This window comes from Hymenobacter sp. BT559, from assembly GCF_016427535.1.
Taxonomy (GTDB): Bacteria; Bacteroidota; Bacteroidia; order Cytophagales; family Hymenobacteraceae; genus Hymenobacter.
Window position 1 is genome coordinate 832,971 of the sequence record NZ_JAELXV010000002.1, and the last position, 14,566, is coordinate 847,536.

The window sequence follows — 14,566 nt, forward strand, 5'->3', positions numbered from 1 at the left end:
GCGGGCGCTACCCGCCCACTACCAGCTTTTGGCCCGGTTTTACCTGGTCGGTGGCCAAGTGATTGAGGCGTTTTAGCTGAGCTAGCGTCAGCCCAAAGCGCTTGGCGATGCTGAATAGCGTATCGCCGGGCTGCACGGTGTGCGTTTCCAGCGCAGGGGTAGCCAGGCTGTGCTTGGCGCGGCGCGGCGCCTGCGCCACCACCGGCAGGGAGGTAGCGTCGGCGGGCGCAGCTAGGCGCAATTGCTGCCCTGCCATCACGCTTTCGGTAGTTAGCTTATTCCAGGCTTTCAGCTGCTCGATGCTGACGCCTTGGGCCTGGGCCAGCTTGGTGAGATTATCGCCCGGCCGCACAGTATAGAGGACAGTAACTGCTTCGGTTTTTTCTTCCCTAGGTCGGCGGCTGTCGGCCTGCGTCCGGCCAGTGAGGCGTGCTTCGGCCAGTGCGGCGCGGTTGGTCCGAGGCATAGCCACAGCCTCTTCTGAGGCTAGGGCCGCATCTGAGTTGGCAGCGAGTTCTGGCTGCGGAGAGATGACCCGCGTTTCGCGGCGCTTGGTAATACGTGTAGGCTGCTGTACTAGTGCCACAGTGGCAGTGGCTTCGGTGGCCGCCGAGTCGGTGGGCATACCTAGACGCGTGGCGGCGGTGGCTTTGGCTGCGGCGGCCGCCTGCGCAATGGATAGGCGCCGCTGAGCCTCAGCTCGGGCTGCCAATTGTTTTTTCACGCGAGCCAATTCCTGAGCTTGGGCTATCTCGCGGGCGGCGCGCTCCTGGGCCTGGCGGGCGTAGCGCGCATTGGCAGCGGCTAGCAGCAGCGCCGTGCTGTCGGTAGGAGCAGCGCGGCGTAGCGTGGCCACCGTTACGGGGGGCGGTGCTGCCGCGGCTAGGATGGCTTGACTGGCCGCTGGGGCCGTGGGTGCTGGGGCGGGCACCAGCACTAGCAGCTGGCGGCCGGGCTTCAATGGCTGTTCTTTGCGTAGGCCGTTCCACTTGCGCAGTTGGGCCGGGCTTACGTGATATTTCTCAGCCACAGTGGCCAGGGTTTGCCCGCGGTGCAGGGTATGCGTGAGCCGCCGGAAGCGCGGCGCGGTCTCTTCAGATGTAGTGCGGGCTAATTGTGTGTTGGTCTGCCAAGGCTCCACGCCCGCCAGCCGAACAAATAGCGGCGATAGTGGCCGCGGCAGCTCGGCTGCGGGCTGGCAATAAGCCAGCAGTGTAGGGCGGTCTACATCACCTAGGTGCTCGCGGGCTGCCGTCGGAAACCGCAGCACGTAGGGCCGGTAGCCAGCCGGCAGGCTAGCGCGGCGCAGCTCGGGATTGTAGCGGGCCAGCGCCAGCGAGTCGTCATAGCCCAAGGCCCGGCTGAGGCGGCGCAGGTCAAGCGCCTGCCCATGCAGCGTTAGGGTGTCAAGCTGCTCGTAGTGCTGGTAGCGCAAGGCTGGGCTGTGCAAGTCGTGCTCCTTGGCGTATGTCATGGCGTACATGATGGCCGTGAAGGTGGGCACGTAGTTGCGCGTTTCGGCGGGCATGTGCGGGTACATATCCCAAAAGTTACGCTTGCCAGTCTTGCGGATTACCCGCTGCACATTGCCAGCCCCCCAGTTATAAGCTGCCAGCACTAGTTCCCAATCGTGAAACATGCGGTAGAGGTCACGCAGGTACTTGCAAGCCGCTTCCGTGGCTTTTTCGGGGTGCATACGCTCATCTACCCATTCGTCACGCTTGAGGCGCAGGTCGCCGGCGGTGGGCGGCATAAACTGCCACAGGCCCACGGCACCTACCTGCGACTTGGCCGTAGGTATCAGGGCAGACTCTACTACCGACAAATACTTCAACTCGTCGGGTAGGTTATACTTGGCTAGGTACTTCTCAAAAATTGGGAAATAAAAGTCTCGGCGCTCTAGCACGCGCTGGGTATAGCCACGCTGCCGCTCTGTAAAAAGCCGCACATAGGCCATCACCGCGTTGTTGAACTGGTGCGGCGCGGCTGTTTCGAAGCAGCTCATGCGGTCGCCTACTAGCTCTTGCAGCGTAGTTGGCGTTTGCAGCCAAGCTAGGCGGGCCGAATCTACCTGGGGCTCGACTAATGGCTCGGCGGCCAGCGAATCGATAGTAGCGGCGGGCAGGTCAACTAGTTGTCGAACAGTATCCAGCGGCGCGGCCTGCTGGGGGCGGGGCACCCGCTGGGCAGCTGCCGGCAGCGCGCCCAAGGCCAGGGCCCACACGAGTAACCGACCTGTCAAACGACCCCGCAAAGCAGGGCGATTGGCCGACGCGGGTACTTGGTGCGATACTTTCATTAGGCTAAGGTAAAATACAAGTTCTGAACAGCCTAACCGTTAGCAAACCTTGCTAAAAAAATGACTGACTGCGCAGCATCCCGCTACGCAGTCAGTCATTTTAAGGTTGGGCACTCCGTAAAGAGTACCTAAGAGAAAGTAAGCTAGCTAGCGGCCGTTACGGCGGTTAGTTCATTGGCAAAAGCCAGCAACTCAGCTTCCCGGAACGCGCCACTCAGAACCTGCAAGCCGATGGGCAGCCCTTCGGCGTCTTGCCCAGCCGGAATGGAGATGGCGGGCACGCCCGACAGCGACGCCTGCACTGTAAAAATATCAGCTAGGTACATCGATACGGGGTCCTGCTTCTCGCCAATTTTGAAGGCCGTAGTAGGCGTGGTAGGCAGTACCAGGAAGTCGTACTGGCGCAGTAATTCGTCAGTTTTTTCCTTGATGAGCCGCCGCACGCGCTGCGCCTTGGTGTAGTACGCATCGTAGTAGCTAGCGCTGAGCACAAAGGTGCCGAGCATGATGCGCCGCTGCACCTCGGGCCCAAAGCCCTGCGCCCGCGTTTTCTTGTACAGCGATTCCAGGTCCGTGGCGTCGGGCGCCCGGTAGCCGTACTTCACGCCATCGAAGCGCGAGAGGTTAGAGCTAGCCTCGGCCGTGGTCAGGATGTAGTAGGTCGGAATCATCTCGTCGAGGTACGGGAAGTCCACGGCTTCTACTACGTGGCCCTGGCTGCGCAGCGCGCCTAGGGTGCTTTCTAGCGCATCGTGCACCTCAGGCTGCAAGCCTGGCCGGTCGATAGCTTCTTTTAAATAGCCAATGCGGTAGTGGGGGAGGGGCTCGAGCAAGGCGCTGTAGGCGGGCACCGGTTGCTGGCTAGCCGTGCTGTCCATGCCATCAGGGCCGGCCATTACCTCAAGCAGACGCGCGGCATCCTCTACCGAATGGGTGATAGGGCCAATCTGGTCAAATGACGAGGCAAAAGCTACCAGCCCGTAGCGCGAGATGCGTGAGTAGGTCGGCTTCAGCCCAACTACGCCGCAAAAAGCAGCGGGCTGGCGCACCGAGCCACCCGTATCTGAACCAATGGAAGCCAGGCACATATCGGCCTGCACCGCTACGGCCGAGGCACCCGACGAGCCACCGGGCACGCGGCTAGGGTCCTGGGCATTGCGCGCGGGGCCAAAAGCCGAGTTCTCGTTCGAGCCACCCATGGCGAACTCGTCGCAGTTCTGGCGACCGATAAAAATGGCATCCTCGTCGAGCAGCCGCTGCACGGCCGTGCCGGTGAAGAGCGACTTAAACCCGTCGAGAATGCGGCTGCTGCTTTGCAGCGAGTGGCCTTGGTAAGCCAGCACATCCTTGAGGCCAATGACCATGCCGGCTAGGCGGCCGGCTGTGCCTAGGGCCAGCTTTTCGTCCACGGCGGCGGCTTGCTGGCGAGCTTCGTCGGCCCACACTTCCAGAAAAATATTCAGCTCGGCATTGCGCTGGGCGATGTTATCGAGGTAATACTCAACGAGCTGGCGGCAGGACGTAGTGTCCGCCGCCAGCTCGCGCTGGATTTCCGAAAGGGAAGAAAACAGAGGTTTCAAATCTTATGCGTCAGGTGAAGGCTGGTCGAGGCGCGGCTTGTTACCGGGCACGCTGCCCGGCAGGGGCGTGTCGTGTGCGTGCGGGGCAGGAGCTGCGGCGGGCGAATTTACGTCATTCGCGGCATTATACACCGGGTGCACGGGCTCATAGCCCGACGGCTGCGTGGGGGGCACATGGCCATACTGCGGCTGCGAGGGGTCGTAAGGCTGCTGGTAGGGCGCCTGCTGCTGCGGCGGATACTGGTTGGAATACTGGTTCGGACGCTGCTGGCCGGCATTCTCAAACTCATTGCGAATCTCGCTGCTGGCGTCCTTAAATTCTCGGATGCCTTTACCTAAGCCCCGCGCGAGCTCCGGAATTTTATTAGCACCAAAGAATATAAGAATGACGACCATAATCAGAATCAATTCGGAGCCGCCGATATCACCTAGGAAAAGCAGGGTAGAAGTCATAAGAAAGAAGGGGGTAAGACGAGAGAATAAAAAAGCTGGCTAGCAACTAGGCTGCCGGACCGTTTGGGTTGTACGGAGCGGCCGGCGGCACCTGGCCAGGCGCCTGTTGGCCGTAGCCGGGCTGCTGCTGCGTGTAAGGCTGGTGCGGCTGCGCATAGGGCTGCTGGGGCTGGCCAGCGTATTGCTGCGGCTGGCCATAGGGGGGCTGGGGGGCCGTGGGCGCTTGGTAGTTGGGGCGCTGCGGCTCATTGTTGGCATCCTTAAACTCGCGCACGCCCTGGCCAATGCCCCGGAACAGCTCGGGAATGCGCTTAGCACCGAAGAACAGCACCAGCACAAAGATGATAAAAATGATGGTCTTCGGATTGCTGATGAACAGCAGGGTGAGAACTAGCATGAGCAAGGGGGCTAAGCAGCCGTAGCGAGTGGAAAAACGAAGAGAAAAGATAGAAGCCAGTATACGATAAAAGCCGTGCTACTGGACTGCTACAAAGGTATCAGTTTAGTTGGTTTTGCCCGGCACTCAGTAATAGTAGTGCGCCAGCCCGCCACATAGGCTATGCTCCTAATGGTATTAAGGAAAGCCACCTGGGGAAAAAGATTACTAGATTATTCCAAGTAAATAATTAATTGAACGTTAGCATGCACATTCCATCTGTTCGCAGATTAGAAGGATGAATTCAGCGAAAAGATTCAGCAGTACTGCGCATATGTCACTCAAAACTGCCAACTTTGTATCGGTTAGCAACCTGATACTGTAATCGACCTTTTGGCCGATTCGGGAAAGGGAAGTTGGCTAAGTTTGTTTTCATAGCTCAGAAAGACACCGGGTTGTGCCCGGTGTTTTTTTTAGACCTATCTTCTCATAGGTCAGCCGCGCGCACGCCGCAACTGTCGGCCTTCCACCAAATACACTAGTCCTAAAAAGAGCAGCGGCAATAGTAACCCCACTGCATAGTGTGCGGGCCATGGCAGCACGCCGATGCTAGCTTGCCCTGCTACTACTAGGCCCACGGCGCCAAGCAGCCACAATAGTAGCCGACCCACCGGGTAGGGCACCGGAAAATGCCGCTCGCCCAGCCACCAGCACAGCGCCGCCATCAGGAAGTAGCACGCTAGTGTGGCCCAGGCGCTACCAGTATAGCCCAGCACCGGGATTAGCACAAAGTTGAGCGCGATAGTCAGTACCGCGCCGGCGGCCCCAATATAGGTGCCAAAATAGGTCTTATCGGTCAGCTTAAACCACACCGAAAGGTTGTAGTAAACACCTAGGAAAAGGTTGGCGAGCAAGAGAATAGGCACCACATCGAGGCCCGTCAGGTAAACTGGGCGCCGCAGAAATAGCGGACCTATCCAGCTCAGGTTTAAGCTAATACCCACAAAGATAAACGCGCAGCACAGGGTAAACCACTTGAGAACCAGCGCAAACGTGGCCGGCGAGTTTTTCTCGGTGCTTTGGGAGAAAAAGAAGGGCTCAGCTGCGTAGCGAAAGGCTTGGATAACAAGCGACATGAAGATGCTGAGCTTATAGCAGGCCCCATATACGCCCACGGCGCCCAGCCGGCTTAGGCCCGGGTAAAAGTTTTCGGGTAGCCAGCGCGGCAGCAAAATACGGTCGAGCGTTTCATTGACCATGCCGGCTAGGCCCATCAGCATGAGGGGAAGCGCGTAGGCTAGTAGCGGCCGCAAGAATGATAAGTCGGGCCAGCGAAAGCGAAAATCCAGAAGCTCGCGCCCCAGTAGCACTAGCGTCAGGGCCGAAGCGGCGAGGTTGGATAGAAACACGTACCCTACCCCTAGATTAGGATTATACACCGCTGCTACGAGCGGCCGGAGTCCGGCTAGCCAGCTGGTCGAAGCACTCTGCATTACGTAGGGACACAGCACCACGAAAAATAGATTGAGTCCAACATATAATAAAATGTTGGTCAAGCGGATAGCGGCAAACTTGCGCGCCTTGTTCTCAAGCCGCAGCCGTGCAAAAGGCAGGGCCGCTATTGCATCAAATCCTAAGATGAGCGCTACCCAACGAGCGTATTCTTCGTGTCCGGGTGGTAAGTCGAGCAGCCCTAGTAAGGGGCGAGCCAGCAATGCCAGTAGCAGCGTAAGTAACACGCTACTGAGCAGTAGCAGGCTCAGCGTGCGGTTGTATAGCTCGCGGCGGTCTTGGCCGGAGCGGTTGGCAAAGCGAAAAAACGTGGTTTCAAGCCCGTAGGTGAAGACTACGTTCAGGAAGGACACGTAGGCGTAGAGCCCAGTGACGATGCCATACTCAGCCGCTGCAAAGTGAGCCGTGTAGATGGGCACCAGCAAGTAGCTCAGCACCCGCCCCACTATGCTACTAACCCCGTAAATGGCCGTTTGGGAGGCCAGCTTTTTCGCAATACTCATTCGCTAACGCGTAGATTACCCACCAGGCTAGGTAACTGCATAGAAAGCAGTCAACTGCCTCAAATAGGCAACCCTTGGTAAAGTTATTTTCCGGTAAATACGGCCGGTCGTTTTTCAAGAAACGCTGCCGTTCCTTCTTTAAAATCACGGGTTCCGAAAGCCTGACCGAAGGCAGTTGCTTCGGCTTCGTAGCCTGCTTCACCACCCTGGTCGAAGTAAGTATTTACGCAGTCGATAGTAAGCCCTAGGGCGATGGGCGCCTTGGTTAAAATCTTAAGCAGCAGGTTACGGCAAAAAGTGAGTAGCTCGGTCTGCGGCACTACATGGTTGGCCAGGCCCAGGCGCAGGGCCTCGTCAGCTTTCACTTGGTCGGCGGTGAGCAGCAGCTCTAGGGCTTTGCCTTTGCCCACCAGCTGTACCAAGCGTTGCGTGCCGCCGTAGCCAGGCAGCAGGCCTAGGTTGACCTCGGGCTGGCCAAAGCGGGCATTCTCAGCCGCCACGCGGATGTGGCAGGCCATTGCTAGCTCGCAGCCACCCCCTAGGGCAAAGCCGTTGACGGCCGCCACCACAGGCTTAGGGCTGGTCTCAAATCTCCGAAATACGGCTTGCCCTCGGGCAGCGGCTTCCTGGGCCTCCGGGCCACTCAACTGAGCAAGCTCGGCAATATCGGCCCCGGCCACGAATGCCTTCTCACCACTACCCGTCAGCAGAATGCCTCGCACCGCCGCATCTTGGCGCGCGTGCCCTATGGCTTTCCCTAGGTCCGCAATAGTAGCAGCATTTAAGGCATTGAGCTTCGTAGGACGGTTGACGGTAAGCGTAAGAATGCCAGTAGCGGCATCCAGGTCGTAGAGCAAATTATCGAAGATGGGAGCCATAGAGAAAGCACAAAATGCGGATGGGCCCCCAAAGGTAAGGCTAGGTCAGTAGCAGTAGCGTTAGCCAGGGGTGGCAGTTACATGGCGTTAAATTATTCCTCGCTTTGACTGGACTATAGGATGTTTCCTGCATATTGCAGCAGTATTTGTGCCATCATTAGGGCAGGCAAGTAATTGCTAGTCATTCGCCTAGGTCGTACACATACAGTGCAATCTCCTTTTACCCTTTTCTCTTTCTCCCAATGAGCATCGTTTCCGAATTCAAAGAGTTTATTTCTAAGGGCAACGTACTCGACCTCGCGGTCGGGGTAATTATCGGTGCTGCTTTTGGTAAAATTGTTTCGTCGCTTACCGACGACATTCTGATGCCAGTTTTAGGCTTGGTGGTCGGCAAAATGGATTATTCTACTATCACCCTAGGGCCAATGAAAGTGGGATTATTCATTAATGCGGTGCTTAACTTTTTTATCATTGCCTTCTGCATTTTTCTCATCGTGCAGGCTGCTAACAAGCTTAAGCGGCCCGCTCCGGTAGTTGTAGTAGAGCCACCCACGCCCTTGCCCACTAAAGAGGAAGTATTGCTAACCGAGATTCGAGACGCGCTACGCACCCGAAACTAGTGCGGCGACAGCTGGGAGGTGCCAACTTCCTTCACACAATCGCACCTCCGGGCCGGAACTTATTGAAGTTTATAAGCAGTTAGCGGCGTACTTTCGAAGCTTCATATTTGTAATTTTTTCGCGTGAAAAACATCCTTGCTGCTGGTTTATTGGCTGGTTCATTTGTATTAGTGAGTGCTGTGGCCGCCCAGGCCCAATCAGCTACGGGTGGCACGCCAGCGGCCGAGGCCCCGCCTAAGTCTATTGACCCCGCCCGGACGCGCCGACAGCAGCAAATGAGTCCTGAAGACGCAGCGCGCGACCAGCAGATGCAAATTCTGGAAGCTCGCACGGGAAATACCAGCTTTGGAGCCAGTAACGGCAAGCCTGCGCACCAGTATGACAAGGGCAGCGGCGGCTTTACGCTGCGCAAGTACCGGGCAATGCCCGGCCAGGAAAACAAGCGCGGCCTAGGTCACCAAGCGCCTGGTAGTGTTACTAAAGGCCAGCCTTTGGTGCACAACCACAAAAAGAAAAAGAAATTCCTGCTTTTCTAGACCGCCGAGTCGAATGGATTTATTGGACGCAACGGATACGCCTGCCTACGGCAGGCTGACTACTCAGTCAGAAGCAAGTTTAGGTATAGGTAAAAAGAGAGGATTACCCAGTTGGGTAACCCTCTCTTTTTATTGAAAAGACCTTAGGTGATTTCTGGATAAGTCAGCCTGCCGTAGGCAGGCGTATCCGTTGCATCCAATAAATCCATTCGACTCGGCGATTAGAGCTTACGCTTAATTTCCTGTTCTTCGAAGCCTTCAATGTTATCGCCCTCTTGGAGGTCATTGAAGCCTTTGATGGAAATACCGCACTCGTAACCTTGGCGCACCTCCGACACATCGTCTTTAAAACGCTTGAGGTCCTGAATCTCGCCAGTATGCTGCACAATGCCATCGCGTACCACCCGCACGCGAGTTTTGCGAGTGAGCGTACCGTCCGTCATCATACAGCCGGCAATGGTACCAACTTTGGTGATGTTGAACACTTGGCGAACTTCGGCATTGGCCACTACCACTTCGTGCAGGGTCGGTGCCAGCATGCCTTCCATCGCGTCCTTCACCTCATTGATGGCGTTGTAAATGATGGAGTACAAGCGCACGTCGATTTGCTCTTGCTCGGCCAAGCGGCGAGCGCTCTGAGAGGGCCGCACCTGGAAGCCGATGATGATGGCATCGGAAGCCGAAGCCAGCAGTACATCGCTTTCCGAGATGGCACCTACCCCTTTGCTCAGGATGTTCACCTTCACTTCGGGCGTGCTCAGCTTCAGCAGCGAGTCGGAGAGTGCTTCTACCGAACCGTCCACGTCACCTTTTACCAAGATATTGAGCTCCTTAAATGAGCCGATAGCCAAGCGGCGGCCAATCTCGTCGAGGGTAATGTGCTTTTTAGTACGGATGCTTTGCTCGCGGGCCAGCTGCTGGCGCTGGGTGGCCAGTTCGCGGGCTTCACGCTCGGTTTCCATTACCTGAATACGGTCGCCGGCCTGCGGAGCACCTGTGAGGCCAAGTACCTGCACTGGGGTAGCTGGGCCAGCTACCTTCTTCTTTTTGCCACGGTAGTCGGTCATGGCCTTTACACGGCCATAGTGCGGGCCAGCCAGTACCACATCGCCTACGTTCAAGGTACCGGTCTGCACCAGCACCGTCGTAACGTAGCCGCGGCCTTTATCCAGCTCGGCTTCGATTACCGTACCCACCGCATTGCGTTCGGGGTTAGCTTTCAGGTCGAGTAGTTCAGCTTCGAGCAGCACTTTTTCGAGCAGGTCCTCTACCCCTAGGCCCGACTTAGCCGACACCTCTTGGCTTTGGTACTTGCCGCCCCACTCTTCTACCAGGATGTTCATCTGCGAAAGTTCTTCGCGGATTTTTTCTGGGTTAGAAGTGGGCTTGTCGACTTTGTTAAGGGCAATAACAATCGGTACCCCGGCTGCCTGCGCGTGGTTGATAGCCTCCTTTGTCTGAGGCATCACTGAGTCGTCGGCCGCAATCACGATGATAGCGATGTCGGTCACTTTCGCACCGCGGGCACGCATAGCCGTAAAGGCTTCGTGACCAGGCGTATCAAGGAAGGTGATGGGCGAGCCAGACTTGGTTGTTACCTCGTAGGCGCCAATGTGCTGCGTGATGCCACCGGCCTCACCTTTAGCTACGCTAGCGCTCCGGATGTAGTCAAGTAGCGACGTTTTACCGTGGTCGACGTGACCCATGATAGTCACGATAGGAGCCCGCGGCTGCAAGTCTTCGGGGGCATCGCTCAGGTCGATAGCCTCCTCGTCTTCTTCGGCCGAGAGGAATTCTACATCGTAGCCAAACTCGTCGGCGATAACCGTGATGGCTTCGGCGTCGAGGCGCTGGTTGATGGATACGAACATACCCATACCTAGGCATACCCGAATTACCTCGTTCACGTTCACGTCCATCAGAGACGCAAGGTCGTTAGCCGAGATAAATTCGGTAAGCTTGAGGGTCTTGGCGTCGAGTTCGTTCTGGGCGCGGAGTGCTTCGCGCTCTTCAGCAGCCATGCCTCGCTTATCGCGGCGGTAGCGGGCGCGGTTGGCAGCGGCGTTGTTTTTGCCGCCGCTCAACTTAGCCAGTGTAGCCTTGATTTGCTCCTGAATCTGCTTATCGTTTTGCTCGGGCGTAAGTGCAGGCTGCGGAGTGCGGTTGTTACCCTGACCAGAGCGGTTGTTACCTTGAGCGGGGCGATTACCTTGGCCCTGTCCACCGGGGCGATTGCCTCCCTGACCTTGCTGGCCGGGCGCACCCGCCGGGCGGTTGCCTTGGTAGCCGCCTTGCTGGCCAGTGCCAGGGCTAGTGTTAGCACCACCGCCTGGCTGGCCGGGAGCGGGCAGCCGCTGGCGCTTCTTCTGGTTATTATTGTTATTATTGCCAACGCCGCTCTTGCGCACATCAGACGAGGCGACGGGGCGAGGACCACGACCACCCGGACCACGACGGCTCGAGTCGACCGGCAATTGAATCTTGCCTAGTACAGTCAGGCCCTTCAGCTGGTCAGCCTTGGCCGTAATAGTGCCTTCTTCAGTAGCTGGCGCTTCTGCCGGAGCCGTAGGGGCAGCTGGGGTCGCGGGTGCGGTAGCTACTGGCGTAGGTGTAGGTGCAACAGGAGCTGCTGCCACAGGTGCAGGCGTAGGTACTACTGGCGCTGGCGCGGCAACGGGCTCTGCCTTAGCGGTTACTGGCTGGGCTGCCGGCGCAGGAGTAGGACGCGGAGCGGCCGGAGTATCAGGCTGAGGCTGGGCTACTGCAGCGGGTCGCGGTGCCGGAGCTGGGGTGGCTACAGGAGTAGGGGCAGGTGCCGGAGCCGGCGTGGCCGGACGCGGAGGAATAACGCGCCCCTTGCTATCTAACTCAATCTTACCCAAGACCTTCAGGCCAGGAGTTTTAGGTGCTTCAGCTACTGGAGCACTTGGTGCGGCAGCTGGCTGAGCAGGCGCAACTGGTGCTGGAGCCGATGCTGCAGCAACAGGAGCAGCTACTGGCGTAGGTGCGGGGGCTGCTGCTATAGGAGCAGGTGCTGGCTTGGGAGTTGGTGCTGGCGCAGGTGCAGGCGCGGCCGGTTTTGCAACGGCGGCTTGTGCCTGGGCATTCAGCTCATTCTGGCGGCGCGCCTGCGTATGGCGCTGTGCTTCCTGCTTGTCCTGAGCCGAGGCGGCAAATTCCTTTTCCAACAATGCCACCTGCTCGCCAGTGAGCTTGGTAGTGGGCTTATTTTCGACCACAATCCCCTTGCGGGAAAGGGTCTCGACGGCCCGGTCGATACCGATGTTCAGGTCTTTGGCCGCCTGAATAAGCCGTTTCGGGGTTGCTTCCGCCATTCTATAAAGTCGCGAACGATACGTTCTTGGGTGCAAAGGTAAAGATTAAATCTGGCCAGCAGGCTATAAACCAAGCCTACTGGCTCGATTTAATAATATCCCTGCGGGCGGTTGGCCCCGGCCCTCATTGGGCGGCCGGAGCGCTGTCGGGGGTAGCCGAAGCGGCAGGAGCAGCTTCGTCAGTCGGAAGGTCGTCGTCGTCCGCAAATTCTTGACGAATAATGCGGTATACATCGTCCACCGTTTCTTCTTCTAGCTCGGTGCGGCGCACGATGTCGTCCTTTTTAACGGCTAACACAGCGCGGCCCGTGTCGAGGCCAATTTTCTTGAGCTCGGTGATTACCCAAGCATCAATTTCATCGGTAAACTCGTCGAGCGCAATATCTTCTTCGTAGTCGGTGGCTTCGCGGAAGACGTCGATTTCCATGCCTACCAGACGCGAAGCCAACTTGATGTTGGCACCACCCCGGCCAATGGCCAAGCTCACTTGGTCAGGCTTCATGAACACGGAAACTCGGCCAGTTTGTTCACTGATTTTCATGGAACCTACCTTGGCGGGGCTGAGGGCCCGGGCAATGAACAGCTCAAGATTGTCAGTGTAGTTGATGATGTCGATGTTTTCGTTCATCAACTCTCGCACTACTGGGTGAATGCGGCTGCCTTTCATACCCACGCAGGCACCTACTGGGTCGATGCGCTCGTCGTAGCTTTCTACGGCTACTTTAGCGCGCTCGCCGGGCTCGCGCACTACGTTTTTGATGGTAATGAGGCCATCAAAAATTTCGGGTACTTCCTGCTCAAACAAGCGCTCGAGGAAAGCGGGGGCAGCGCGGCTCAGGATAACCTTGGGCGTGCCATTCACAACATCCACGCGGTGCACTACGGCGCGCACGGTGTCGCCCTTGCGGTAGCGGTCCTTCGGAATCTGCTCGCTCTTGGGCAGCACCAGCTCGTTTTCGTCTTTGTCCAAGATAAGGGCCTCGCGGCTCCATACTTGGTACACTTCGCCAGTGATGATTTCGCCTACTAGGTCCTTGTATTTCTGATACAGGTTGTCGCGCTCCATGTCCTTCACGCGCTGAATCAGCGTTTGGCGGGCTAGGAGTACAGCGCGGCGTCCAAAGTCATCAATCTTGATGGGCTCGGCTACCGACTCACCAATCTCAAAATCGGGCTCAATCTTTTGGGCCTCGTTCAGCGGAATCTTATCGAGGTCCCAGATATCCTCCGAGTCGTCGTCCACGATTTCGCGGTTACGCCAAATCTCTAGGTCACCATTATCGGGGTTGATAATCACGTCGAAGTTAGAGTCGTCCTCAAACTTCTTGCGAATCATCGTCCGAAACACGTCGTCGAGGATAGACATCATCGTGGGCCGGTCGATGTTGCGGCTCTTGGCGAACTCTTGGAAGTTCTCGATGAGCATCCGGGCGTTCAGGTCGGCCGCCGCGGCGGCGACTTCCTGTGGGCTAGGGGTTGCTTTTTTAGCCATGAGAGATAGTTTTTGGCTGCTAGCTTCGGGCTATCAGCTGGTAGCTTTTTGAATATCAACAGCCGGTCAAAACCGGCTGCTTGCGTCGGGCGAAAAGCTAACAGTTGCTAGCTGTTAGCTAACAGCTTATTTAAAGGAGATAACAACTTTTGCCTCCTTAATGTCCCCGAAAGGAAAAAAGGCAGCAGGAAGCGTAGTTTTCTTCGACTTTACTTTAATAACTTCTTCCAGCTCAATGCCTTCGGGCGTGACGGCAGTGAGCGGACCCGTTTTCTCAGTGCCATCGGCCAGCTTCAGCGCGAGGCTGCGGCCAACATGGCGCTGGTACTGGCGTGGGTCGGTGAGGGGCTGGTCGGCGCCGGGCGAGGTAACCTCGAGCGAGTAAGCAGCCTCTTCGCCATACGCTTCTTCGAGGCCGCGGTTGAGGCGGCGTGTCACCTGGGCGCACTCCTGAATGCCTAGGCCGTTGGGGCCATCGAGCGTGGCGGTGATTTTGGGCATCACCGAATCAGAAACGGTCAGGTCAACTACGTACAACCCACTGTCGCCGAGGGCGTCGGCGAGTAGCTGCTGAATACGGTGGCGGTCAAATTGGGCCATGGCGGGCGGGGGCTGGGACAAAAAAAGAGGGGACTGCGCGTCCCCTCTTTTCAGATTGAATACCAATTTCGAGTGCAAAGGTACGAAATTCTTAGAGGCTTTGCAAGTAGCGGCAACTAGCCATTCCTAGGTGTCCGTATTGCACCACCAAGCAACTAGGGTAATGAGCGAGGCAAGTGTGAGACTGCCAGCACAGAGACCCTGGGTTAAGTGCAACTGCCAGCATAAATTCTGGTGAGTTACTTGGCTGATACATGCTTCAGAGTTATTTGTTTCATACTTCAAACTCACTAGAATATCGGCAATAGCTAAGCCGGTCACAGCACTCATGACCAATAGGCCTGCTACCGACCAAGCAATAATAGACTCGGCTGCTTTGGAC

11 protein-coding genes are annotated in these 14,566 nt (G+C 57.2%); 2 read left to right on the top strand and 9 right to left on the bottom strand.

Going from position 1 to position 14,566, the window contains the following annotated elements:
- Positions 1-7: 7 nt before the first annotated feature.
- The 6 genes from JAO77_RS10040 to JAO77_RS10065 all read right to left on the bottom strand — a co-directional run bounded on the left by JAO77_RS10040 (position 8) and on the right by JAO77_RS10065 (position 7,601).
- Positions 8-2,299, bottom strand: a complete 2,292-nt coding sequence (locus tag JAO77_RS10040; protein WP_198990213.1) for a LysM peptidoglycan-binding domain-containing protein — start codon at positions 2,297-2,299, stop codon at positions 8-10.
- A 143-nt stretch (positions 2,300-2,442) separates the two neighbouring features.
- Entirely contained in the window at positions 2,443-3,879 is a 1,437-nt protein-coding gene (gene gatA, locus JAO77_RS10045) for an Asp-tRNA(Asn)/Glu-tRNA(Gln) amidotransferase subunit GatA (RefSeq protein ID WP_198990214.1), read from the bottom strand.
- 3 nt (positions 3,880-3,882) lie between these two features.
- Entirely contained in the window at positions 3,883-4,332 is a 450-nt protein-coding gene (locus JAO77_RS24535; protein WP_198990215.1) for a Sec-independent protein translocase subunit TatA/TatB, read from the bottom strand.
- Between the two features lie 46 nt (positions 4,333-4,378).
- Positions 4,379-4,729: a twin-arginine translocase TatA/TatE family subunit gene (locus JAO77_RS24540; RefSeq protein ID WP_198990216.1), complete on the bottom strand. Its 351-nt coding sequence runs from the start codon at positions 4,727-4,729 to the stop codon at positions 4,379-4,381.
- A gap of 473 nt (positions 4,730-5,202) precedes the next feature.
- Positions 5,203-6,723, bottom strand: a complete 1,521-nt coding sequence (locus JAO77_RS10060; RefSeq protein WP_198990217.1) for a lipopolysaccharide biosynthesis protein — start codon at positions 6,721-6,723, stop codon at positions 5,203-5,205.
- 83 nt (positions 6,724-6,806) lie between these two features.
- Complete coding sequence (locus tag JAO77_RS10065) at positions 6,807-7,601, bottom strand: enoyl-CoA hydratase/isomerase family protein (RefSeq protein ID WP_198990218.1); 795 nt, start codon at positions 7,599-7,601, stop codon at positions 6,807-6,809.
- 242 nt (positions 7,602-7,843) lie between these two features.
- On the opposite strand from JAO77_RS10065, the gene mscL reads away from it, so the two are divergent.
- Complete coding sequence (gene mscL / locus JAO77_RS10070; protein WP_198990219.1) at positions 7,844-8,221, top strand: large conductance mechanosensitive channel protein MscL; 378 nt, start codon at positions 7,844-7,846, stop codon at positions 8,219-8,221.
- 122 nt (positions 8,222-8,343) lie between these two features.
- On the top strand, positions 8,344-8,757 hold the full coding sequence (locus tag JAO77_RS10075) for a hypothetical protein (RefSeq protein ID WP_198990220.1): 414 nt from the start codon (positions 8,344-8,346) through the stop codon (positions 8,755-8,757).
- Between the two features lie 221 nt (positions 8,758-8,978).
- Here the strand turns inward: JAO77_RS10075 and infB are convergent, their stop codons facing one another.
- From infB to rimP, 3 genes are all read right to left on the bottom strand, one after another.
- Positions 8,979-12,092 (bottom strand): translation initiation factor IF-2, encoded by a 3,114-nt coding sequence (gene infB, locus JAO77_RS10080; RefSeq protein WP_198990221.1) that lies wholly within the window; start codon positions 12,090-12,092, stop codon positions 8,979-8,981.
- A gap of 124 nt (positions 12,093-12,216) precedes the next feature.
- The gene (gene nusA, locus JAO77_RS10085) at positions 12,217-13,530 is read right to left on the bottom strand and encodes a transcription termination factor NusA (protein ID WP_198990401.1); all 1,314 of its coding nucleotides are present in this window, start codon (positions 13,528-13,530) and stop codon (positions 12,217-12,219) included.
- A 180-nt stretch (positions 13,531-13,710) separates the two neighbouring features.
- Positions 13,711-14,205 carry a ribosome maturation factor RimP gene (gene rimP, locus JAO77_RS10090; protein ID WP_235998342.1) on the bottom strand — a complete coding sequence of 165 codons (495 nt, stop codon included), beginning with the start codon at positions 14,203-14,205 and terminating at the stop codon, positions 13,711-13,713.
- Positions 14,206-14,566: the final 361 nt, after the last annotated feature.

Bases quoted from the DNA above. Each gene is read 5' to 3' on its own strand.
- JAO77_RS10065 (WP_198990218.1), bottom strand. From the start codon at position 7,601: ATGGCTCCCATCTTCGATAATTTGCTCTACGACCTGGATGCCGCTACT.
- mscL (WP_198990219.1), top strand. From the start codon at position 7,844: ATGAGCATCGTTTCCGAATTCAAAGAGTTTATTTCTAAGGGCAACGTA.
- JAO77_RS24535 (WP_198990215.1), bottom strand. From the start codon at position 4,332: ATGACTTCTACCCTGCTTTTCCTAGGTGATATCGGCGGCTCCGAATTG.
- infB (WP_198990221.1), bottom strand. From the start codon at position 12,092: ATGGCGGAAGCAACCCCGAAACGGCTTATTCAGGCGGCCAAAGACCTG.
- JAO77_RS10060 (WP_198990217.1), bottom strand. From the start codon at position 6,723: ATGAGTATTGCGAAAAAGCTGGCCTCCCAAACGGCCATTTACGGGGTT.
- JAO77_RS24540 (WP_198990216.1), bottom strand. From the start codon at position 4,729: ATGCTAGTTCTCACCCTGCTGTTCATCAGCAATCCGAAGACCATCATT.
- JAO77_RS10040 (WP_198990213.1), bottom strand. From the start codon at position 2,299: ATGAAAGTATCGCACCAAGTACCCGCGTCGGCCAATCGCCCTGCTTTG.